The organism is Aerosakkonema sp. BLCC-F183, assembly GCF_041929145.1.
In the GTDB taxonomy this organism is placed as follows: domain Bacteria; phylum Cyanobacteriota; class Cyanobacteriia; order Cyanobacteriales; family Aerosakkonemataceae; genus Aerosakkonema.
The window spans coordinates 37,858-59,133 of sequence record NZ_JBHFNU010000118.1 but is presented as its reverse complement, the minus strand read 5'-3'; the positions used below and the strand labels follow the sequence as shown (position 1 = coordinate 59,133).

At 46.6% G+C, this 21,276-nt stretch carries 17 protein-coding genes and 2 tRNA genes; 10 read left to right on the top strand and 9 right to left on the bottom strand.

Features of this window, described 5'->3' with window-relative positions; translation table 11 throughout:
- Positions 1-350 precede the first annotated feature (350 nt).
- From ACE1CD_RS34855 to ACE1CD_RS34830, 6 genes are all read left to right on the top strand, one after another.
- Complete coding sequence (locus tag ACE1CD_RS34855; RefSeq protein WP_374800970.1) at positions 351-1,136, top strand: DUF928 domain-containing protein; 786 nt, start codon at positions 351-353, stop codon at positions 1,134-1,136.
- Between the two features lie 141 nt (positions 1,137-1,277).
- The gene (locus tag ACE1CD_RS34850; RefSeq protein ID WP_374827703.1) at positions 1,278-4,454 is read left to right on the top strand and encodes a filamentous hemagglutinin N-terminal domain-containing protein; all 3,177 of its coding nucleotides are present in this window, start codon (positions 1,278-1,280) and stop codon (positions 4,452-4,454) included.
- 252 nt (positions 4,455-4,706) lie between these two features.
- Entirely contained in the window at positions 4,707-7,295 is a 2,589-nt protein-coding gene (locus ACE1CD_RS34845) for a CHAT domain-containing protein (RefSeq protein WP_374827702.1), read from the top strand.
- 247 nt (positions 7,296-7,542) lie between these two features.
- Positions 7,543-8,145, top strand: a complete 603-nt coding sequence (locus tag ACE1CD_RS34840) for a PadR family transcriptional regulator (RefSeq protein ID WP_374800976.1) — start codon at positions 7,543-7,545, stop codon at positions 8,143-8,145.
- Between the two features lie 273 nt (positions 8,146-8,418).
- Positions 8,419-8,889, top strand: coding sequence for a cupin domain-containing protein (locus tag ACE1CD_RS34835; RefSeq protein WP_374827701.1), 471 nt, complete (start codon positions 8,419-8,421; stop codon positions 8,887-8,889).
- A 136-nt stretch (positions 8,890-9,025) separates the two neighbouring features.
- Positions 9,026-9,151, top strand: a complete 126-nt coding sequence (locus ACE1CD_RS34830) for a hypothetical protein (protein ID WP_374800980.1) — start codon at positions 9,026-9,028, stop codon at positions 9,149-9,151.
- Between the two features lie 9 nt (positions 9,152-9,160).
- On the opposite strand, the gene ACE1CD_RS34825 is transcribed toward ACE1CD_RS34830, so the two are convergent.
- From ACE1CD_RS34825 to lpdA, 4 genes are all read right to left on the bottom strand, one after another.
- Complete coding sequence (locus ACE1CD_RS34825) at positions 9,161-10,330, bottom strand: pyridoxal-phosphate-dependent aminotransferase family protein (protein ID WP_374827699.1); 1,170 nt, start codon at positions 10,328-10,330, stop codon at positions 9,161-9,163.
- A gap of 191 nt (positions 10,331-10,521) precedes the next feature.
- Positions 10,522-10,833, bottom strand: a complete 312-nt coding sequence (locus ACE1CD_RS34820; RefSeq protein ID WP_374800984.1) for a DUF5340 domain-containing protein — start codon at positions 10,831-10,833, stop codon at positions 10,522-10,524.
- 68 nt (positions 10,834-10,901) lie between these two features.
- Positions 10,902-11,789 carry an indole-3-glycerol phosphate synthase TrpC gene (gene trpC, locus ACE1CD_RS34815; RefSeq protein WP_374827698.1) on the bottom strand — a complete coding sequence of 296 codons (888 nt, stop codon included), beginning with the start codon at positions 11,787-11,789 and terminating at the stop codon, positions 10,902-10,904.
- Between the two features lie 182 nt (positions 11,790-11,971).
- Positions 11,972-13,411 carry a dihydrolipoyl dehydrogenase gene (gene lpdA, locus ACE1CD_RS34810; protein WP_374827697.1) on the bottom strand — a complete coding sequence of 480 codons (1,440 nt, stop codon included), beginning with the start codon at positions 13,409-13,411 and terminating at the stop codon, positions 11,972-11,974.
- 174 nt (positions 13,412-13,585) lie between these two features.
- On the opposite strand from lpdA, the gene ACE1CD_RS34805 reads away from it, so the two are divergent.
- Positions 13,586-13,822 carry a hypothetical protein gene (locus ACE1CD_RS34805; RefSeq protein ID WP_374800990.1) on the top strand — a complete coding sequence of 79 codons (237 nt, stop codon included), beginning with the start codon at positions 13,586-13,588 and terminating at the stop codon, positions 13,820-13,822.
- A gap of 44 nt (positions 13,823-13,866) precedes the next feature.
- On the opposite strand, the gene ACE1CD_RS34800 is transcribed toward ACE1CD_RS34805, so the two are convergent.
- Positions 13,867-14,646 (bottom strand): TrmH family RNA methyltransferase, encoded by a 780-nt coding sequence (locus tag ACE1CD_RS34800; protein WP_374827696.1) that lies wholly within the window; start codon positions 14,644-14,646, stop codon positions 13,867-13,869.
- A gap of 145 nt (positions 14,647-14,791) precedes the next feature.
- Positions 14,792-14,873 (bottom strand) — tRNA-Leu (locus ACE1CD_RS34795).
- A 259-nt stretch (positions 14,874-15,132) separates the two neighbouring features.
- Between ACE1CD_RS34795 and murA the strand changes: the two genes are divergently transcribed.
- The 3 genes from murA (at position 15,133) to ACE1CD_RS34780 (ending at position 17,679) form a co-directional block, all read left to right on the top strand.
- Positions 15,133-16,506, top strand: coding sequence for a UDP-N-acetylglucosamine 1-carboxyvinyltransferase (gene murA / locus ACE1CD_RS34790; protein WP_374801111.1), 1,374 nt, complete (start codon positions 15,133-15,135; stop codon positions 16,504-16,506).
- Positions 16,507-16,738: 232 nt separating this feature from the next.
- Positions 16,739-17,617 (top strand): M48 family metallopeptidase, encoded by an 879-nt coding sequence (locus ACE1CD_RS34785; RefSeq protein WP_374800994.1) that lies wholly within the window; start codon positions 16,739-16,741, stop codon positions 17,615-17,617.
- Positions 17,596-17,679: transfer RNA gene (locus tag ACE1CD_RS34780), tRNA-Leu, on the top strand. Before ACE1CD_RS34785 ends, ACE1CD_RS34780 begins: the two co-directional genes overlap by 22 nt.
- Before the next feature lie 58 nt (positions 17,680-17,737).
- Here the strand turns inward: ACE1CD_RS34780 and dndE are convergent.
- The 3 genes from dndE to dndD form a co-directional block, all read right to left on the bottom strand.
- The gene (gene dndE / locus ACE1CD_RS34775) at positions 17,738-18,142 is read right to left on the bottom strand and encodes a DNA sulfur modification protein DndE (RefSeq protein WP_374827694.1); all 405 of its coding nucleotides are present in this window, start codon (positions 18,140-18,142) and stop codon (positions 17,738-17,740) included.
- Between the two features lie 188 nt (positions 18,143-18,330).
- Positions 18,331-18,720 (bottom strand): GxxExxY protein, encoded by a 390-nt coding sequence (locus ACE1CD_RS34770; protein ID WP_374800998.1) that lies wholly within the window; start codon positions 18,718-18,720, stop codon positions 18,331-18,333.
- Positions 18,721-18,999: 279 nt separating this feature from the next.
- Complete coding sequence (gene dndD / locus ACE1CD_RS34765; RefSeq protein WP_374827693.1) at positions 19,000-20,991, bottom strand: DNA sulfur modification protein DndD; 1,992 nt, start codon at positions 20,989-20,991, stop codon at positions 19,000-19,002.
- Between the last annotated feature and the right edge of the window lie 285 nt (positions 20,992-21,276).

Below are 21,276 nucleotides of genomic sequence, written 5' to 3'. Positions count from 1 at the left end.
CCTGGCACAGAGGGGAAAAACGAACAATTCCGATGCAGACGGATTTGATATGAATTATATTTTCCATCTGACTTTTGAGAGCGGGTCTGATATAAAGCCCGCTCTTTTAATTTGTAAGTATTTTTGAAGCGAACGATTGTATCAATTGCAAACATTACAAAGCAGACGTGAGCAGAGGAAAAGCACAAGAAGAGTTTTTATGTTTAATGTCTAGTTGTCAAGTAATTCCCAACGATATTACCTGTTTGACTGTAAAAAAACCGGAAACGATATTAGAAGTGTATTAGTCATAGATAGCTGGAATAAGTTAGGCATCCAGTGTTTATTATTTCAACACAAGGTTACATATTATGGTTTGGCAACAGTCTTTCCGACATTTTGCAACTTTAACGCTCACCTTAACTGTAGAGTTACTCACCCTAACGCCTCTGTCAACGCCAGCAGAAACTCAAGGTACTCCGTCAACCCAAAATAGTTGGGAAATAGGCGAAACATCCGCTTATGACCCTCCACCCGATATAGGTTCGCCCGACAGAAAGGAGTCAGGGGCCACGCGCAACCCCGAAACCTGTTCTAGGCGAGAAAAACCTCCCAATCCACCTCTAACTGCTTTGATACCGAAAAACACCGACCTGGGAGTAACGGTGGCAGAACGTCCCACTTTCTTCGCCTATATTCCGCAAACTTCTGCACAAACGGCAAAGTTTGTTTTGCAAGATGAAGACGATAAACAAATTTACTCGACAACTTTCGCTATTACCAAAGTACCCGGTCTCGTCAGCTTCCAACTTCCCGATACAGCACCGAAACTCCAGACTGGCAAAACTTATCAGTGGACTATGGCCATTGTTTGCCCGCCAAAAATTGACGGCTCTCGTGAGGAGCCCGGTGTATACGGTAAAATTTGGGTAACGAAACTGCGATCGCCCATTGCCAACGACTTAGAAAAAGCGACACCGCGCGATCGCTTGCAATTGTACCGTCAATATAAAATTTGGCACGACGCTTTGACAACTCTAGCCGAACTGCGCCGCATCAACCCCAACGACGCACAATTAACAGCAGAGTGGCAAGAATTATTGACATCTGCTGGACTGAGAGAATTTGCGGAAATCCCCGTATGGGGTCAAAACTGAAGTAGGTTGGCTTGAGGTAAGGAAACCCAACAGCGTTTAAAATTTTGCTTGGATTTCCACTTCCCTCAACCTACAATACTGGTTCGCGCTATTGTAGAGACGTTGTACGCAATGTCTCTACAATAGCGGGACTGATAGATTATGCGTCATCTTAAATTTTGGTTTCGCGTTGCGACATCTGTGTTTTTCCTATTCAGTTGCAAACCAACATCAGCGCAAATCGTCCCCGATACTACTATCCCAAATAATTCGATCGTCACTCCGACTGGCAATACCAGCCTCATCGAGGGAGGAACCCAAGCTGGCACAAATCTATTTCACAGCTTTCAACTATTTTCCGTCCCGAATGGCGGTATCGCTTTTTTTAACAATAATCTGGATATTCAAAACATTATCAGCCGCGTTACGGGTAACTCTATCTCTAATATTGATGGATTGATTCAAGCCAACGGCACCGCTAACTTATTTTTGCTCAATCCCAACGGAATTATTTTTGGCCCTAATGCCAAATTGAACATCGGCGGATCGTTTTTTGCCAGTACCGCCGACGCGCTCAACTTTGCCGATGGTACGCAGTTTAGCGCTGACAATACGCAAACTCCTCCTTTGCTTACCGTCAGTATACCGATCGGCTTGCAATTCGGTGGCAATCCGGGAAAAATTACCGTACAGAATGCTCAAATCCAGGTTTCTCCCGAAAGAACGCTGGCGCTAATAGGTGGCGATATCAGCTTAATCGGTGGCAATTTAATAGCACAAAGAGGACAAATCGATTTAGCATCATTGCTGACTGGGAATTGGTCATTAATCGAGAACCAACAAACTCCCACAAATAATTATGGAGATATCCAACTATCCCAACAATCTACAGTCGATGCCAGCGGTTCCGGAGGCGGTAACATTCAGGTACGAGGTAGGCAAATCAGACTTACCGACGGTTCCCAAATTAAAGCAAATACTCAAGGAGGAGAACTGGGAGGTAGCTTAACAGTAAATGCTTCCGAATCTGTAGAAGTAATTGGCAGATTAGCCGATGGTACCCCCAGCGCCTTGCAAGCTAGAGTCGAAGCGGATGCCACAGGGGGTGGTGGTAACATCACCATTACGACCGGACGCTTGCGCGTCGAAGGTGGAGCGCGTGTAGCGGCTTCTTCTCTCACGGAAAAACCTGCAAACGCGGGAAACATTACCATTCGCGCTAGCGATGCAGTAGAAGTAATTGGGGTGGGAACAGTACCCCAACAAGAACAAACCGTAATCCAGCCAAGTGCGATATCCACCTTGACAACTGGCGCAGGTAAAGCCGGTAACTTGGAGATTGTCACCGGCACATTGATTGCACAACAGGGAGGACAGATATCAGCTTCTACATCCGGAAGTGGAGGTGGGGGAACTTTGAAGATTACTGCCGATCGGATAGAATTGAGCGATCGCTCCCCCGATGGTAGCCTCCCCAGCGGTTTGCTGGCTAGAGTGGAATCGGGAGGAACCGGAAACGCAGGCGAGTTAAATATTCAAACTCAAAGCTTGCGCGTCACCGATGGCGCAAGAGTAACAGCAGCTTCTCAGGGATGGGGAAATGCCGGCAACTTAAATATTCAATCCACCGATACAGTCGAAGTAACTGGAGTGGGAACTAACCCCGATGGTACTCCCAATCCCGCGCAAATATCTGCCTCAACTACAGCTAATGGTAAAGCCGGTTCTTTAAGTATTCAAACGAGAAGATTAATTGCTCAAAATGGCGGTCAGGTAGCTGCTTCCACCTATGCAGTTGGGAGTGGGGGAAGTTTAAACGTAACTGCGGATGAAATAGAATTGAACGATCGCTCCCCTGATGGTAGTCTTCCCAGCGGTCTCCTCGCGAGAGTAGAATCCCAAGCAACCGGAAATGCCGGCGAGTTAAACATCCAAACTCAAAGTTTGCGCGTCACCAATGGCGCAAGAGTGACAGCAGCTTCTCAAGGATTGGGAAATGCCGGTAACTTAAATATTCAATCCACCGATAAAATCGAAATAACTGGAGTTGGCAGAAATCCTAACGGCGATGCGAATCCCGCGCAAATATCTGCCTCAACTGCGGGGTCTGGTAAAGCCGGTTCTCTAACTATTCAAACAGCAAGATTGATTGCTGAAAATGGCGGTCAAGTATCTGCTTCCACATTTGGAACTGGGGATGGGGGAACTTTGACTGTTAATGCGGAAGAAGTGGATTTGAGCGGTCGATCGCCCGACGGCAGTTTTCCCAGCGGTTTGTTAGCTAGAGTGGAAAATGGAGCGACGGGAAATGCCAATAACGTTAATATTAACACGGGACGATTGAGAGTTAGAGATGGCGCAAGAGTGGCAGCTGCTTCTCTGACTCAAGCACCTTTGAATTCTGCCACTCAGGGAAAAGCCGGAAATTTAAATATTCGAGCGACGGATGAGGTAGAAATAACTGGTGTGGGAAGGAATCCGAATGGAGATCCGAATCCGACACAAGTATCTGCTTTGTCTGTAGGATCGGGAGATGCTGGCACTTTAAATATTCAAGCCGATCGATTGAGAGTTGGTGATGGTGCGGAAGCGATCGTCAGCAGTACGGGTTCCGGAAATCCTGGTAACCTATTAGTAGAAGCTCCCTCGATCCTGATTAACAATCGAGCTGCATTGCGAGCTGAATCTGCAACTGGTAAAGCGGGTAATATCGAGATGCGATCGCGCGATATTCAACTCCGCCTTCAGAGTAGAATATCTGCGGTTTCCGCAGCAAGAACCGCCGAAGGAAATATCGATATTAATACAGAGACATTAGTCTTACTTGAGGGTAGCGAAGTCAGGACTGATGCGCTCAATCCAGAAGGAGGAAGTAATATTTCGATCGCACCTCCACCAGGTTTAGGTTTAGCAGTATTTCAATCTACCGATAGTATCATCAAACCCAGTGGCGAATTGCGCGTAGAAGGTGAAGTTCAAATTAGCCCTCCCGATATTCCCCCAGTTGAGTTTGTTGACGCTACCGGATTGATTGCCCAAGCTTGTCCCGCAGACGATCGAGGCAGTAGCTTTTTTGTCACCGGTCGCGGCGGTTTGCCCCCCAGTCCTGACGATCCTTCCAACGGTGATTTGTTTTGGGAAGATTTACGCATTCCCGGAACTGGCAAACCTTCTAACCCATCTCCAATTCCCAATTCCCAATCTTCAATTCCCAATAAAATTATAGAAGCACAAGGTTGGATAATTGGCGACAAAGGCGAAGTTATTCTCACAGCAGAAACGCCCAACTTCACACCTCACCAAATTGCTCTGATTCCACCAGAATGCAAGCAAAATTAAACATTAAACATTAAAAATAATATGATAAAAAATATTTTGATAATTTTACTTTTCACACACTTATATCCCATCCGAAAAATCCCCTCCTTAGCGAGCAAACTCAGTATTTCTCTTCATCTGCGTTCATCCGCGTTCATCTGCTATCATCTGCGGTTAAAAAAAAATCAAAAATACTTTTCAAACCAACTTAATCTCAGATACCTTTTTGCCATACTTTTAGGTTTGGGAATAGCACTTTCGGTCAACTGCGTTATGGCGGATGCGGTTCTATCAAAACAAACGTTTATAAGTCAAACAAATCTATCCTCAGAACCCAGACAGTTACTGCAACAAGGTAAACAATTATACGAGGCAGAACAGTTTGCGGATGCTCTGAGAGTATGGCAGCAAGCAGAAGCAAATTTTCATAACAAAAAAGATGTAATAAGTCAAGCTTTAGCACTAAACTTTATATCTTTAGCGTATCAGAAACTAGGAGAATGGGAGAAAGCGAAAAGTGCGATCGCATCCAGCCTGAACCTCCTACAAACAGTCCCCAATGACAACAACCAAAAAACCCCCATCCTTGCCATTGCTTTAAACACTCAAGGTCGCTTACAATTGTCATTAGGACAACCGGAAGACGCGCTGATTACCTTGCAGCAAGCGACATCTGCATACACGCAAGCAGGTGATGAAATTGGGATTACTGGCAGCACTATTAACGTTGCTCAGACTTGGCAAAGTTTGGGCTTTTATCGTCGCGCTTCTAAAACATTAGCAGACTTAGAAAAACGTCTGCAAAATCAACCCGATTCTCCGCTCAAAGCAAAGGGATTGCTGACGCTTGCTAACGCTCTCCGCATCAATGGCGATTTAGATAAATCTCTAGAATTATGTCAGCAAAGTTTGGCAATTTCTCAACGTTTGCAATCTCCTGCCGATATTAGTATCGCTTTGCTCAATATAGGCAATACGGAAAGAGCATTAGCGAAAAGATTAGCAGAATTAGCAGAAGATGTAGAAGACACAGAAGAAATTGAAAAGAAAAATAAAGCGGCTTTAGAATATTACGAACAAGCGGCAAATATATCCGATTCTGGAAATACTCGGCTTCAGGCACGCCTAAATCAAATGAGCTTATTGGTAGAAACAAAGCAAAACTCGGAAGCTCAGGAATTATGGCCAAAAATTGAATCGGAATTTGCTCAATTACCTCTAAGTCGAAATAAACTTATCGCTCAAATTAATTTATCTGAAAGTTTGATGAAAATGTTAAATGTCAGTAATTTAGAACTGACATCAGACAAAGCAGAAATGACCAAAGAAATTGCCAATCTTTTAGCCACAGCTATTCAGTCAGCCAAAAATATCGGGGATAAGCGCGTAGAATCTTTTGCTCTTGGGAATTTGGGGGGATTATACGCACAAACTAAGCAATTGGATAACGCCGAAAATTTGACTGAGCAAGCTTTGCTTTTGGCGCAAGCGAGTAATGCGCCGGATATTGCTTATAAATGGCAGTGGCAATTAGGAAAATTGCTAAGATTGCAATCGAGAAAACAGGATGCGATCGCAGCTTATACTGAAGCAGTAAACACCTTACAATCTCTCCGCAGCGATTTAGCCACAATCAATCCAGAAGTGCAGTTTTCATTTCGAGATAGTGTCGAACCGGTGTATCGAGAGCTAGTCGATCTGCTTTTGCAAAGCTCCGAAGAGGGAGAAAAATTTCAACCTTCTGTGCAAAATCGATTAGTGCAAGCTCGTCAAGTTATCGAGTCCTTACAACTAGCGGAACTGGATAATTTTTTCCGAGAAGCTTGTCTGGATGCAGCACCAGAATTGATTGACAAAATCGACGCGGGAGCGGCAGTTATCTATCCAGTTATTTTAGCCGATCGCTTAGAAATAATCCTCAGTTTGCCCCAGCAACCATTGCGTAACTACACTACTCAAATTGACCAGAAACAAGTTGAAAATATCGTTAACCAACTCAGACAAAGTTTGGGAATTCGTCACTCCAATCAAGACGAACGCTTGCAATTGTCTCAACAACTTTATGACTGGCTGATTCGACCTGCTGAGGTAGAATTAAAAGCGAGTGGGATACAAACGCTGGTATTTGTTTTGGATGGTGCGTTGCGAAATATACCCATGTCTGCACTCTCCGATGGTAAGCAATATTTAATCGAAAAATATAGTATTGCCCTGACTCCCGGTTTACAATTGTTGAAGCCACAACGCCTGACACGAGAAAGACTGAGAGCTTTAGCTGGCGGATTGAGCGAATCCAGACAGGGATTTTCTGCTTTACCGGGTGTAAAAAGGGAATTAGAACAAGTTAGTGCGGAAGTTCGCGCTACAAGACTTCTCGATCGAGAATTTACCAGCACAACACTGGAGAACGAGGTCAAAGCAGTTCCTTTTCCTGTCGTTCACCTAGCAACTCACGGTCAATTTAGTTCCAATTACCAAAATACATTTATTCTCGCTTGGGATGGGGAAATCAATGTCAAGCAATTAGATGAGTTGTTGCGTAGCAGAGACCCCAGTAAATCCGATCCGATCGAATTATTGGTACTCAGCGCCTGCGAGACAGCTACTGGAGATAGACGCGCCGCTTTGGGACTAGCTGGGGTGGCGGTACGCGCTGGCGCACGCAGCACTTTAGCAACTTTGTGGAAAGTGAGCGATAGTTCTACTGCTACGCTGATGACTGAATTTTATCGCCAGTTAGCCAATCCCGGCATCACCAAAGCTGAAGCACTCCGCCGCGCCCAAAATAGCCTTTTACAAAACCGCAGCTATAGGAATCCCTATTTCTGGGCTCCCTACGTCTTGGTGGGAAATTGGCTTTGAAAAGTCAAAAGTCAAAAGTCAAAAGTCAAAAGAAAAAAAGGGAAAGGGAGAGTAGGGGAGCAGGGAAGCCGGACAATAGCATCTAATTTATAGTTGACAAACTCATCAAAGTATGTATCAGCATCAAGTTAGGGCTCGTCTGTCAATAAGCCCCGATTATTGAAATTGACAAATCCGATATATCGCGATAGATTGGTTTTAGGTTAACGATATATCGTGATACCTCATAATTACAAGGAGCAAAAATATGTTCAAACAATTTCATCCCCATTTTCTCGTACCAGCATGGGCAGGAGAAGGCCCTGGCGATCGAGTCTTCATGAGTGGGCGACACGGACACGGACACGGACATGGACATGGACACAAAGGTTCATCTAGTGACGGGTGGCCAGATGAGCCTCGTACCCGTCGCGGTGACATTAAATTCATACTGCTTGGGCTTTTAGCGGAGCGTCCCCAACATGGTTATGAATTGATGAAAGAGCTAGAAACCCGTCGCGGTGGCTTTCGTCGCCCCAGTCCAGGCTCGGTTTATCCAACACTTCAGATGCTGGAAGAAGGAGGTTATTTGACCAGTGAGGAAGTCGAGGGCAAGCGGGTTTATACGATTACCGAGAGTGGCAGACAACTCTTGAGCGATCGCGATCGGCAATCTCATTCCAGAAAGGGTCACGACAGTTTCACCGAAAGCAAACCTTCTGAATTGATCGAGTTACGGCAGACTTTAACCCAGTTGAATGATGCTGTCACCCAAGTTGCTCGAAGTGGCAATGTAGAGCAAACCAATCGGGTACGCGATCTGCTTGTTCAGGTAAAACGCGAGATTTACAAACTGCTAGCAGAACAGTAAGCAGATGTGTTGATTTCGCGATCGCATCCTTATAATACGAGTCAGAATTGCTCCCATTGCGATCGGAAAGTATAGAAATCTCGATCGACTAGAACCCACATTTGTCTGCATTGTGGATTTGTAGAAGATCGGGATATCAATTATAGGACTTAGGCAAAGAAACCGGGTTTCTACGAAAAATGGTAGGTTTCACCGTGAAAGATCGACTCAGAAACTCGGTTTCTAGCCCCAGCGTGCGTAATCAACATCCTCAAAATAAGGCTAAGTACAGTTATGAAGCAATCGCCAATTTCAGCAGAATCGATTTCAGCACCGATCGGTAAGACGATATATCCAGAACCTTATGCTTCCCTTGTGAAGGGACGACAAAAGCGAAAACTAGGTGAGTATTTTGGGTTGACTAATTTTGGAGTTAATTTAACCCATCTCTTACCCGGAGCAATTTCTGCACTTGCTCACAGCCACTCAAAGCAAGAAGAATTTATCCTGGTATTGGAAGGCAGCCCAACGCTGGTACTAGACGAAGAGGAATTCGTTTTGCATCCCGGTGACTGCTATGGATTTAAGGCAGGCACAGGTATCGCCCATCAACTGATTAATCGATCTGAAGAAAATGTAACTTATCTTGAAATTGGCGATCGCACTGAAGGAGATGAGGTTGAATATCCAAATGACGATCTCAAAGCAACACAATTGCCGAATGGTGAATGGGCTTTAACGCACAAAGATGGTCGCCCTTATTAAGGTCACCGCACTGCACTAGAACGTTGGGCGATCGCATTCTATACTTCAAGTTAATGCGATCGCTCGATCGAGTCATGTTTGGTTTCACGTTACCTACTGATTCACAAGCGAGAACGTAATATAAGGATTTGAAGAGATGGATTTAGAAACACAAAGATCCTTGGTTAGGCAGTTTTACGAAGAATACTATGTAGAAGATATGTTGATACAACAAGGTGCGGAGATTAAGGCGGAAGGGACAGTTATCCGCTATTTTTTATAACTTCGGTAGTTACTTTTCCCTAGCCTCTGATTGGGCGAACACCCTAGCAGCGGCAGCTATGCCTGCGCCGGCGGTGAAGGAATCCTGTCCCAGTTCGATCAGTGTTGCTTCTAGGCTGGCGATCGCAGTCAGGATATCGCGATCGGTAACAAAACCCAAGTGACCGATACGGAAGATTTTGCCCTTCAGGTGGTCTTGTCCGCCCGCTAGAGCAATGTCGTAGCGATTTTTCATGATTTTGAGGATTTGTTCGCTGTCTACTTGTACGGGCGCTACAGCGGTAATTGCGGGGCTGGCAACACTATCGGGGGCAAACAGGGGTAAATTCAACTGCTTGAGGGCGGCGCGGGTGGCATTCATGAGTCGCTGATGCCTAGCGAAAATATTTGCCAAGCCTTCTTTTTTCATCATCTGCAAGCTGACTTGCAGCGCCATCATCAGGTTGATTGGCGGGGTGAAGGGTGTGGTGTTTTTGGCTTGGAATTGGCGATATTTGCCTAAATCTAAATAGAAGCGAGGCATTTTGGCGGTTTTGTATGCTTCCCATGCTTTTTCGCTGACGCTGACGAAGCCTAATCCTGGCGGAATCATATAACCTTTTTGGGAAGCGGAGACAACGACATCAATACCCCATTCATCAACGGGGATATTGACTGTTCCCAAACTCGTTACGGCGTCCACAATAATTAAAGCTTCACCGTGCGTTTTGACGTGGCGATTGATGGTTTCTAAGTCATTTATGACACCCGTAGATGTTTCGCTGTGGGTGAGGATGACGGCTTTAATTTGCTTTTCTGTGTCGGCTTCCAGCTTTTCGCGAAATTGTTCCGTATCTAAAGGTTTACCCCAGTCAGCGGTAATTTTTTCTACATTTAAGTTGTACGTGGTAGCAAGGTCTGCCCAGCGATCGCCAAATTTACCATTACATCCTACCAAGACGCGATCGCCCGGACTGAGAAAGTTAATTATTCCGGCTTCCATCGCCCCCGTACCGCTAGCGGTAAGCATTAAGACATCGTTCTGAGTTTGGTGAAGCCATTGCAAGTTTTGCAACACTTCCTCAAAGATACAGCTAAACTCGCTGCTGCGATGTCCGATCGGTTGTTTTGCCAAAGCGAGTAATGCCTGTTCCGGCACTGGTGTAGGGCCGGGTATCATCAGTATTTGCTTATCGTCCATAATGCCGCAGTCATTCGATTTTGGATTTTGGATTTTGGATTTTGGATTGACCGCACGGATAAATCCGGGGGCTTGTATCCATCTTCGATCGCGGTCAATACAAATTAGTCAGGAGCCAGTAGTTGCTAGAAAATTAACTTTGAGATTGCAGATTTTTAATTTAAAATCGTATCTCCCATCGCAAACTAAAATTAAGATTGTTCTTGAGGTGGCTTCAGGCCATTTGAAGCCGAGTTCAAATTTCGTTTTGCTGTTGGCGGTAATTCAGCTGAAGAGGGAATAACATGATTGAGCGACCAGAGGTATTCCGTTTTGATGTGAGCTTGTTCGCAAGTTTGTTCGATTTGCTTCTGTAGAGCAGCTGCTTTACGCAAAGTAATTATTAGTTGATTAACTTTATCCTTTAGTTCTGGTTTTTGAGATACAGCGAACATAGTTTGCCTTTCTAGAAGTTGTAGTACCAGTTCGTAATGGATAGGAGAAGGAATAGGAATTGGCTCCATGAACGCGCATTTACCTCAAGATAATTTACATTAAAAATTAAAAAGATAATTTCTAATTTTTAATTTTTTCACCCAACGGCAAAAAGCTCTGAGATCGCAGCTTGAGGATCTGGCTGTTTAACCAGCGATTCACCGATCAGCACCGCAGTTGCACCCGCTTGCGCTACTAAGCGGAGGTCTGCTGGCGTATGCAGTCCCGATTCGCTCACGACCGGGATGTCTCGCTCTTGGAGTCGATCGTTCCTTGCTGCGAGGATATCGCAGGTTGTTTGCAGATCGACCGAGAAATCTTCTAAGTTGCGATTGTTGATGCCAACTAGGGTAGCTTTTTCCAAGGCTAACACGCGATCGAGTTCTTCTAGGGTATGCACCTCGATCAAAGCCGTCATTTTCAAGGCATTCGCGATTTTTACAAAGTATTCTAAGTCTCGATCGGAAAGTATGGCGGCAATCAGCAGGATGGCATCAGCACCGTTAATCCGGGCTAGATAAATTTGGTAGGGGTAAATTATAAATTCTTTGCACAGTAAAGGTACGTCTACAGCAGCACGGATGCGTTGCAGGTTCTCAAAGCTACCTTGAAAGAATTTAGTATCAGTGAGAACCGAGATACAGCTAGCACCTGCCTGCTGGTAAGCTTGAGCGATCGCTACTGGGTCGAAATCTGCTCTGATGACGCCTTTACTGGGAGAAGCTTTTTTGACTTCCGCAATTAAGGCAGGTTGAGTTTTGCCTTGGCGCAGTGCTGCCACAAAATCGCGGGGTGGAGGCAGGTCAGCTATTTTACGCTGGAGATCGGCCAAAGGCAACCGTTCTCGCATTTGTGCTACTTCAGTTTCTTTCTGCCAAACAATTTCCTCCAAGATATTTTTGGGTGTGGCATCTGGCAGCGCAACTTGGTAACGCAATTCTTGGACGGCAACTGCGGGATTGGGGGGACGACGACGGATTTGCATATTTGGGGCTAGGGCGTCGGGGCTAGGGGTTAGGGACTAGAGGTTAAGGGAAAGAGGGAAAAGGGAAAAGGGGAGAGGGAAGAGGGAGAGGGAAGAAGAGGAATTTTAACTTTTGACTTTTGACTTTTGACTTTTGACTTTTGACTCCCCCGCTCCCCCGCTCTCCCTCTTTCCCCTAGCCGCTAACCCCTAATCCCTTCTTTGGCTCGCTTGTAGGCTTCGTCGAGGACTTCGGACAGGGTGGGGTGAGCGTGAACCAGATAAGCTAGGTTATAGATGGACTGGCGAGAGGCGATCGCATTCGATGCTTCGTGGATCAAGTCCGAGGCGTGCAGACCGATGATGTGAACACCCAAAACTTCGCCAGTATCTTTGCGATAGATGACTTTTGCCAAACCTTCGGCTTCTCCTTCGGCGATCGCTTTCGAGTTACCTTTGAAGTAACTTTTTACGGAAGCCACCTCAAAACCTTCTGTTTGTCCCAATTCCTTAGCTGCTGCTTCCGTCATCCCCACAAAGCTAATTTCTGGGTGGGTGAAGGCGGCGGCGGGGATGCTGCGATAGTCGGGAGTGCGATCTCGTCCGCAGATATTTTCCACTGCTACGACACCTTGGGCGGAAGCGGCATGGGCTAGCATCATTTTGCCGGTGGCATCGCCAATTGCCCACAGGTGAGGTACGATTTCGCCACCTGACAAAACTGCCATTTTGTCATTGATGGGGATAAAGCCGCGCTTGTCTGTTTCGACGCCTACAGATTCTAAGCCCATGTTCTGGGTGAAGGGAATGCGACCTGTGGCTACCAAACAAGCGTCTACTTCCAAAATTTCGACAACTTCTTTGGTTTTAGCGTCGGCTAGTTCGATAACGACAGGGGAACCTGGGGTTACTTTTTTGGCTAATACTCCCACTTTTGTTTCGATGTCGCGGGGAGTAATGAGAATTCTTTCCGCGATTTTGGCAATATCGCGATCGAATCCCGGCATTAATTCCGGCAGCGCTTCAATCAGGGTTATTTCGCTTCCCAGCGCTGTATAAATATCCGAAAATTCCAAACCGATGTAGCCGCTACCCACGATGGCTACCCAAGACGGCAACCATTCCAGCTTTAACGCATCGTCGCTGGTAAAGACTGTCTTGCCGTCAATTTCAATGCCTGGGGGAACCCAAGGTATTGAGCCGGGAGCGAGAATAATATCTTTAGCTGTGATAATTTTTTCGTCTTTGTCTGTGGCGAGGGCGATTTTTTGCGGCCCTGCCACCTTGCCCCAGCCTTGGATAGTATCTACGCCCAAGCGTTTGAGGCTGTTGGTCAAGTCACCGCGCAGCTTGCTGACGATATTTTCCGCGTGGGTGGCGATTGCACCTCGATCGAAGTCCACGCTGCCCACATTTATGCCCAGCGCTTTCAGGTGATGGGCATTGCGTAATTCTCGCACGCGACCGGAAGCTGCCAATAGCGCCTTTGAGGGGATACAGCCCCGATTTACGCAGGTTCCACCCATTTGGCCTGCTTCGATGATGGCGGTTTTCAAGCCGCAACTGACCGCATGGAGAGCGGCACCGTGTCCGCCCACTCCGGCTCCTACGATAACGAGGTCGTAATCAAATCCCTGACTCACTTAAGTTCTCCTGGTGCTACGCGCCCTTTTTAATTTTCAACTGGACTGGGTATTTTAGACAACAATTTGTGCTGATGGTGCGATCGAGGGCTGAATATTGGGAATATTTAATAGCAGTTCGATCTCTCCGAGGTGTAACCTGGGCGATCGATCCCTAGTTTGGAGTGAAATTTTATGGATCGGCACAAGCAAAACCAGCGTCGCGAGGCTGCTAAAGCCTTTATGGCTAGCTTAAACGAATTCGAGAATTTCTTGGCACCGGATGCAGGTGAGGCATTGGCATCCACGCCGGAAGTGTCTGAAGCTGCTTCCCCCTCACGTCGCCAAGCAAGTCCAACGCCTATTGAGCTAGATGCTTTTGAACAAGCGGCTGCTGACATTGAGGATTTTATCCAGAGGGGCAAAAAATGAATGATGAGAAATTAAAAATTAAAAATGGTTTTAATTTTTAATTTTTAATTTTTCTGTCGTTCTGCTTCGTACAAAATCAAGGCAGCGGCGATCGCTACGTTCAATGATTCTACCCCCTGGCGGAGGGGTATTTTCACCTGTTTGTCTGCCCGGTCTACCAAATCTGCGGATAGTCCCGCGCCTTCGTTACCCAGCAGTATCAAAGTGGGCAGGCGCAAATCGAGTTCCCAGTAGGTTAACTTGGCATTGGGAACGGTGGCTACTACTTGCATTCCACCCGCTTGACAATCTTGTACCAGTACTTTTAAATCGCCACTTACAGCCATTGGGAGGCGAAACCACTGTCCTGCGGAAGCTCTGAGTACTTTTGGGTGATCCAAATCTACACTATCGCCACTTAACCAAAGTCCGGCAGCACTGGCGGCAGCGGCGGTGCGAATTGTTGTCCCCAGGTTGCCTGGGTCTTGTATTGTTTCTAAGGCTAGCAGCAAACCCGGATTGGGTGTGACTGGCGTTGGGAGTTGGGATCGGGGTGCGATCGCTACTACGCCATCCGGTTGTACTGTGGTGGCTAGAGCTTTTAATACCTCCGGACTTACCAGTTCTATCCTTTGAGCGCGTTCTGTCACTGCTTGCCAAAGTTGCGGATAACGTTCCTGCCATGCTGGGGTACAGCAAACTGTCTCTAGGGGATAATTGACAGCGCAAGCTTCTGACAGCAGATGCGTTCCTTCCAGCAGAAATACTTGCCGATCGTGCCGCTCTTTGGCTTGATGCAGTTTGCGAATTTGCTTTACCAGTGGGTTTTGAAGGCTGGTTAACATTTTAGAAAGTCAAAAGTCAAAAGTCAAAAGTCAAAAAGAAGAAGGAGAGGGAGAAAGGGGGAGGGGAAGATCGAAAAAAGTCAAAAAGAATAAGGGTCTAGGCAAAATTCTCCGTCTTTCCTAGACCCTAACTCCTTGATTGGTATGCGGAACCCGGGACTTGAACCCGGAAGGCTTGCACCACATGAACCTGAATCATGCGCGTCTACCAATTCCGCCAGTTCCGCTTGTGTTTTATTTATCTCACGATCTACTATGATGCAGCAAGTATTCGGATTTGTCAAGTCAAAAGTCAAAAGTCACTCATTAAGAATTTCTTCCCGCCCCCCTGCCCCCCTGCTCCTCTGCCCCCCGCTCCCCTGCCCCCCCGCCCCCTGCTCCTAAAAATTTTCAATACCTATAGACATCTGGAAAGTTTCCTGTAGAATCTTAACCAAATTTGAAGAAGCTGTACAAGCCTAAAAAATATATTGGGAGGATAAGACAATTACTTCTTCTATCGGTTTAACAGACACTCATGCTTCGCCTGAAGCAGACAAATCCATCCTGGAAATTTGGGGTCGATCGACTCTTAAGGGACACGTCCAAATCAGCGGGGCAAAGAACTCAGCACTGGCAATCATGGCCGGCGCATTGCTTTGTCCGGAAGATTGTCGTCTGCGTAATGTTCCCTCCTTGATGGATGTGCAGCGGATGGCTCAGATTCTGGCGGCTTTGGGCTTGAAGATGGAGCAACACGGTGATGTTTTAGACATCAATGGCCGAGATATCCAACAATCCCAAGCTCCCTACGAACTGGTGTCGCAACTGCGGGCTAGTTTTTTTGCGATCGGCCCGCTGCTGGCACGTCTGGGGGTGGCGAGGGTGCCACTGCCGGGGGGTTGTGCGATCGGTGCCCGACCTGTGGATCTCCATGTCCGTGGTTTACAAGCGATGGGCGCTGACGTTCAGATCGAACACGGTATGGTTCATGCTTATGTCAACGGTAGCAATCGTCGCTTGAAGGGTGCGAAAATATACTTAGATTACCCTAGTGTGGGCGCTACGGAAACGTTGATGATGGCAGCGACCCTGGCAGATGGGGAAACCACGATCGAGAACGCCGCCCAAGAGCCGGAAGTTACGGATCTGGCCAATTTCTGTCAGGCGATGGGGGCTCGGATTCGCGGTGCTGGCACTAACACGATCGTGATTGATGGGGTGAAGAGCTTGCATTCGGTGGAATACAGCATTATCCCCGATCGCATTGAAGCTGGTACTTTCTTGGTGGCAGGTGCGATTACGCACTCGGAATTGAGTTTATCGCCGATAATACCGGATCACCTGACTGCGGCGATCGCTAAGCTGCGGGCCATTGGCGCTAAGGTAATCCTGGAATCTCCTACCTGTGTACGGGTGATTGGCGCAAACAGCCATGTAGCGACGGATATCGAAACTTTACCGTATCCGGGTTTCCCGACCGATATGCAGGCGCAGTTTATGGCGCTGCTGACCCTGAGCGAGGGGGACAGCGTGATTACGGAAACGGTGTTCGAGAATCGCTTGCGCCACGTAGCGGAATTGAATCGCATGGGGGCAGACATTCGCGTCAAGGGCAACATTGCGATCGTCCGAGGTGTGCCGATGTTATCTGGGGCACCTGTAGTAGCTACGGATTTACGCGCTTCTGCGGCTTTGGTGCTGGCGGGATTGGCCGCTAATGGCAAAACTAGGATCGAAGGATTGCAGCACCTCGATCGCGGCTACGATAACTTGGTTGGCAAGTTGCAAAATGTGGGAGCCCGATTGCAGCGGGTTAAGGGGGAGAAAGAAGCTGAGAGCGAACAAGCCCCCCTAAATACGGCTAATGTAGCTGGATAAAACCGCGAAATTGCCAATTTCGGGCGCTATAGGCAGTTTAATGTCGCCTGCCTGTAGGCCAAACTCTTGCCTTTGTTCTGATTATTTGTCAGGGTGTGTTTTGCTCAAATCAGAAAAGGGCGACTAAGATCCTTGGTAGGGGGCAGACCGACTGGGACTTTTGAGCTACCTAATTTGTTTGTCGGTCAGACCCAATTTGCTACTATTTTGTTGTTTCTGGTAATTTGGCTCCATGTCCTTCCCAAAAACACAGCTGATCGGTCTGAAAGCAGATTATTTCCGTCATCCGCTGGATCTGGAAGCAACTAAGGCGCTCAAGCAGCTGCCCGGTTTTGATGCGATCGTGCGGAATCTGCTTGGGCCAGTAGCTGAGCAGTTTTTTTATTTGGAAAATATTGCGGCTAGCGTTTTGGTGGGTGAGAAGCAGCTGCCCCAATTTCACGAGATGCTGCTAGAAGCTTGTCAGGTGTTGGATTTAGAGCCACCGCAGCTATATGTCCGTCAGCATCCGGTGCCGAATGCCTATACGTTCGCGATGCGGGGGAAGCAGCCTTTTGTGGTGCTGCATACTTCTTTAATCGAGCTGCTGACGCCGGCAGAGATTCAGGCTGTGATCGCTCACGAGTTGGGCCACTTGAAGTGCGATCACGGGGTTTATTTGACGTTGGCTAATATCATAATTTTGGCTGCGGGTCAACTACCCAATTTGGGGGGTTGGATTGCCCAAACGCTGCAAGCGCAAATGTTGCAATGGGTAAGATGTGCTGAGTTTACTTGCGATCGCGCGGCTTTATTGGCGATTCAAGACCCGAAGGTGGTGAGTTCCCTGTTGATGAAGTTGGCTGGCGGTTCGCCTACTTTGGCTCCTCAACTCAATTTGGATGCGTTTTTGGCGCAAGCAAGGGCTTACGATGAGATCGGTAATAGCGAGTTGGGGGAAATGCTGAAGGAGGTGCAAACGGCTGGTTTGACCCATCCGGTGCCGGTGCTGCGGGCTAGAGAGATCGATCGCTGGGCTAGTAGCAAAGAATATCAAACCCTCTTGCAAAATTCTGGGAAGCAAGGTTATAATGATAAAGCTTCACCCAAGGGCGGGTGGCGAAACTGGTAGACGCAGCAGACTCAAAATCTGCCGGTAGCGATACTATGAGAGTTCGATTCTCTCCCCGCCCATCTAGAGAATTTTGGATTTTGGATTTTGGATTTTGGATTGAAGACGGAAATTTGAAATCTAAAATTTGCTAGTCCCGGTTTCCTGAGTAGCGATCGCGATTAAATCTTCTATCTTTTTAATATTGGGGTCGCCTGCGAGGTAGCCGATACCTCGATGCAGGTGGAGGCGAAATTGTGTGATGAGGGTTTCTTTGTCGCAGCCGAAGCCGTCGTTGTGACAGCGTTGTTTGAGGGCTAGTAAGAGGATATCGGACATTTCGCCGCCGAAGACTTTCCAGGTCATTTCGACGTTGCTGTCGGTAATGATGGGGACGGGGGAGGGGATACTTGGTTCGGCTAGGGAACGGCAAAATGCCCATCGGCAGAGGATGTTCCATTGGTCGATTTTGGTGAAGCGTCGCAGTTTGAGGAGTTGGTCTTTGGCTGTTTGGGAGAGTTTGATGGTGTTGATGGGTGGTTCCATTTTTTTACCGCAGATGAGAACAGATGAACGCGGATGAACGCAGATGGGATTTTTTTGTTTGGTTTGATGGGTGGGAAGGGTAGGATGGGGTTGGTTGGTGGTGGGATAAGATTTTTTTTACCGCAGATGAGAACAGATGAACGCAGATGAACGCAGATGGGATTTTTTTGTTTGGTTTGATGGGTGGATTAAAAGTTGCGGACTATCCGTCTGATTTCGACTTCGGGGTTGCCGAAGTTAATGAGTAAGCAGATGGTTAGGTTGGTAGCTTTGAGGTAGTTTAGGCATTGAGATGTATCTTTTTCAGTCATGGTTTTGATTGCTTTGAGTTCTACTAAAACGCGCCCCTCTACCAATAAATCTGCGGCAAACTCTCCTACCACAACCCCATCATAATAAACTGCAATCGGATACTGTGGATGAACCCGCAACCCAGTTTTACGCACTTCATACACCAAAGCATTCTCATAAACTTTCTCCAAAAAGCCACACCCTAAAGTATTCGACACTTTAAAAGCACACCCAATAATCTTATCCGTAATCTGATTAATTTCCCATCTGCGTTCATCTGCGTTCATCTGTTCTCATCTGCGGTAAAAACATTATCCTATTCTACCAGAAGTAACCTGACTGCACAATTGTTTGTCTCTCATTTGGGTCATATTTTAACAGATATTCTCGTGCGATCGCATCCTGTTCTCTCAACTTATCCACTTCGGTTTTTCCTATTTCTGTATCGGTAGATAGTAAGATGACTGGATGACTGGATAATCTTCTGTGTCATCTGATTAATTTCCCATCTGCGTTCATCTGCGTTCATCTGTTCTCATCTGCGGTAAAAACATTATTATCCTATTCTACCAGAAGTAACCTGACTGCACAATTGTTTGTCTCTCATTTGGGTCATATTTTAACAGATATTCTCGTGCGATCGCATCCTGTTCTCTCAACTTCTCCACTTCGGTTTTTCCTATTTCTGTATCGGTAGATAGTAAGATTACTTGATGGCTGGCGGCAGGGAAATATTTCTCTACTAAATTGCCTCGGTGTGACGAATCCAATCTGCCTAATGGTGTGTCTATCGCTACGGGTAAGCGGCGTCCGCAAACTCGCGCCAATCCCCATAAAAAGGCTATGGCTAATAGTTGTTTTTCTCCTGCTGATAAGCGATGTTTGGGTACTGGTTGTCCTTGTCCGTCGTAGAGGGAAAGGCTGAAGCTATTGGTGTCGATGACGACGCGATGTACGAGGTCGGTTTTGTGCAGGAGATAGCTGAAACATTGGGTTACTTCTATCTCTAGTTTGTTCAATTTTTTGAGGGTGAGTTTTTCTTTGAAGAGTTTGAGTGATTCTTGCACTTTGGCGCAAGCGGTGATGATGTGTTGGTTGTTTCTCAGTTTGATATAATCTTGGCTGTATTCTTCTAGTTCTTTTTGGGTTTTGGCGATTTCTTTTTTCAGTTCTTCTAAACGGCGATTTGCCATTTCGTGGGTGGCTGTGGCTTTGGCTAGTTCGTTTTGCGCTTGTCTGACATCGCCTTTTAATTTTTCGTAGGCTTCTGGGGAGGCGGCAATTGCGAGTTGTCTTTCCAGAAATTCTATTTCTTGTTCTATTTCGCGCAGTTGTTTGATTTTTTCTTCGCCTTCAATTTGGCTGGCTTTGATTTGGTAACGCAGTAAATTTTCCAGTTGGTTGATGGCTTCGCTGTCGGCGGCTAACCAGGGTTTTTCATCGCTGACTGCTGCTTGTTCGATTTCTTGATATTCTCGATCGAGAAATGTTTTAATTTTGTCGAATTGGTCGGTGTTTAAGGAGAGGTTTGTGATATAATTGAGGAGGCGATCGCTTCTTTTTTTGAAAGCATCTCCTTCGAGTTTGGCTTGTTGTTGGTGGCTTTCATTTTCCGCTTGGGTTTGTATCTGGGTAAGTAAAGGTGAAATCAGCGCCAAAGGCAACACGCCAGCAGCTAATTCTACCATTTCCTGACGGCATTTGTCGGTTGTTTTGATAAATTCTTTTTGCTGTAAGTCGAGTTGATTGCGTTCGGCTGCGATTTTTCCGCCTTCCGATAGAAATTTTTCTTCGCGTTGGCGCACTTGCTTTTCATGGTATTCGACTTTTTGATTGGTACTGCTTTGGTCTTGGGTGGCGATTTCCTTTTCGGCAATCAGTTGTTGAAATTTTTGTTCGATTTTATCCAGCGTGGCGAGTTCTTTTGCGCCCGCAATTTCTTTGCGTTTGCGGCTGACTAAAATATCTAAATCAACAGCAAGGCGTTCGGCTAATTCTAAACCCAACAAAGAACGAATCGCATCGACGACTGGAGGGGGAGGCGTTTCCAGTTCGGCGAGTTCTTTTACCTGTTCGCCGTCGAAGAGAAACAGGTTGGAAATGCCGATGGGTAGCAGCGTTTCGATGTATTCGTCCCAGGTGTTACTTAACGCTTTGTCTGTATACCAATCATCGATAAATGGGTTATATATAAGGATGCCTAACGTATCTTTTCCGTCTTTATCCCAATAGCGAACAACTTTAAATTTGGCGAGTTTATCTTCGTAAACGTGTTCAAAGGTTAATTCAATGCGGGCTTTTTCGGTGGGTGGGGTGTTGCGGTTAACGGATTGAGAAAGAAATTCGGTGTAGCCGAGATTATTGCGGGTGGAACATTGGGCGCGACTTCCATATAAAGCGAGGCGAATGGCGTCCATCAAGGTAGTTTTACCGCCGCCGTTCATACCGCCAAATAAAATAATGGGGCGAGTTTCACCGTTATTTTCGGGGCGAAGGTCGATGATTTGTTTGCCTAGATAAGGGCCGAAGTTTTGGAGGATGAGTTGCAGAAAAATCACGATGGTGTTGGGATGGGTTAATTTTTTAACGCAAAGGAACGCAAAGGTTTTCGCGGAGGTACGCAGAGGGGTGTTTTAGAATTGTTATGTTAATGTTTAACATAAACATTTTGTAGGGGCACGGGGTCATCAATTTGTCGGTTATAGCAATATTTTAATTGGCTGTGCTATTAGGAGCGAATATTTGACCCGAAAGAAGTTGAAAGTTGGCATCGAAAATGTTGTGTGGGGTCGCAGTAAGAGGGCGAGAATTTGTAGGTAAAAACAAAGTTTTTCGTCCTCTTG

Coding starts and splice junctions, on each gene's coding strand:
- ACE1CD_RS34855 (WP_374800970.1), top strand. CDS start 351: ATGGTTTGGCAACAGTCTTTCCGACATTTTGCAACTTTAACGCTCACC.
- ACE1CD_RS34850 (WP_374827703.1), top strand. CDS start 1,278: ATGCGTCATCTTAAATTTTGGTTTCGCGTTGCGACATCTGTGTTTTTC.
- ACE1CD_RS34845 (WP_374827702.1), top strand. CDS start 4,707: ATGGCGGATGCGGTTCTATCAAAACAAACGTTTATAAGTCAAACAAAT.
- ACE1CD_RS34840 (WP_374800976.1), top strand. CDS start 7,543: ATGTTCAAACAATTTCATCCCCATTTTCTCGTACCAGCATGGGCAGGA.
- ACE1CD_RS34835 (WP_374827701.1), top strand. CDS start 8,419: ATGAAGCAATCGCCAATTTCAGCAGAATCGATTTCAGCACCGATCGGT.
- ACE1CD_RS34830 (WP_374800980.1), top strand. CDS start 9,026: ATGGATTTAGAAACACAAAGATCCTTGGTTAGGCAGTTTTACGAAGAA.
- ACE1CD_RS34825 (WP_374827699.1), bottom strand. CDS start 10,330: ATGGACGATAAGCAAATACTGATGATACCCGGCCCTACACCAGTGCCG.
- ACE1CD_RS34820 (WP_374800984.1), bottom strand. CDS start 10,833: ATGGAGCCAATTCCTATTCCTTCTCCTATCCATTACGAACTGGTACTA.
- trpC (WP_374827698.1), bottom strand. CDS start 11,789: ATGCAAATCCGTCGTCGTCCCCCCAATCCCGCAGTTGCCGTCCAAGAA.
- ACE1CD_RS34805 (WP_374800990.1), top strand. CDS start 13,586: ATGGATCGGCACAAGCAAAACCAGCGTCGCGAGGCTGCTAAAGCCTTT.
- ACE1CD_RS34800 (WP_374827696.1), bottom strand. CDS start 14,646: ATGTTAACCAGCCTTCAAAACCCACTGGTAAAGCAAATTCGCAAACTG.
- ACE1CD_RS34785 (WP_374800994.1), top strand. CDS start 16,739: ATGTCCTTCCCAAAAACACAGCTGATCGGTCTGAAAGCAGATTATTTC.
- dndE (WP_374827694.1), bottom strand. CDS start 18,142: ATGGAACCACCCATCAACACCATCAAACTCTCCCAAACAGCCAAAGAC.
- ACE1CD_RS34770 (WP_374800998.1), bottom strand. CDS start 18,720: ATGAACGCAGATGAACGCAGATGGGAAATTAATCAGATTACGGATAAG.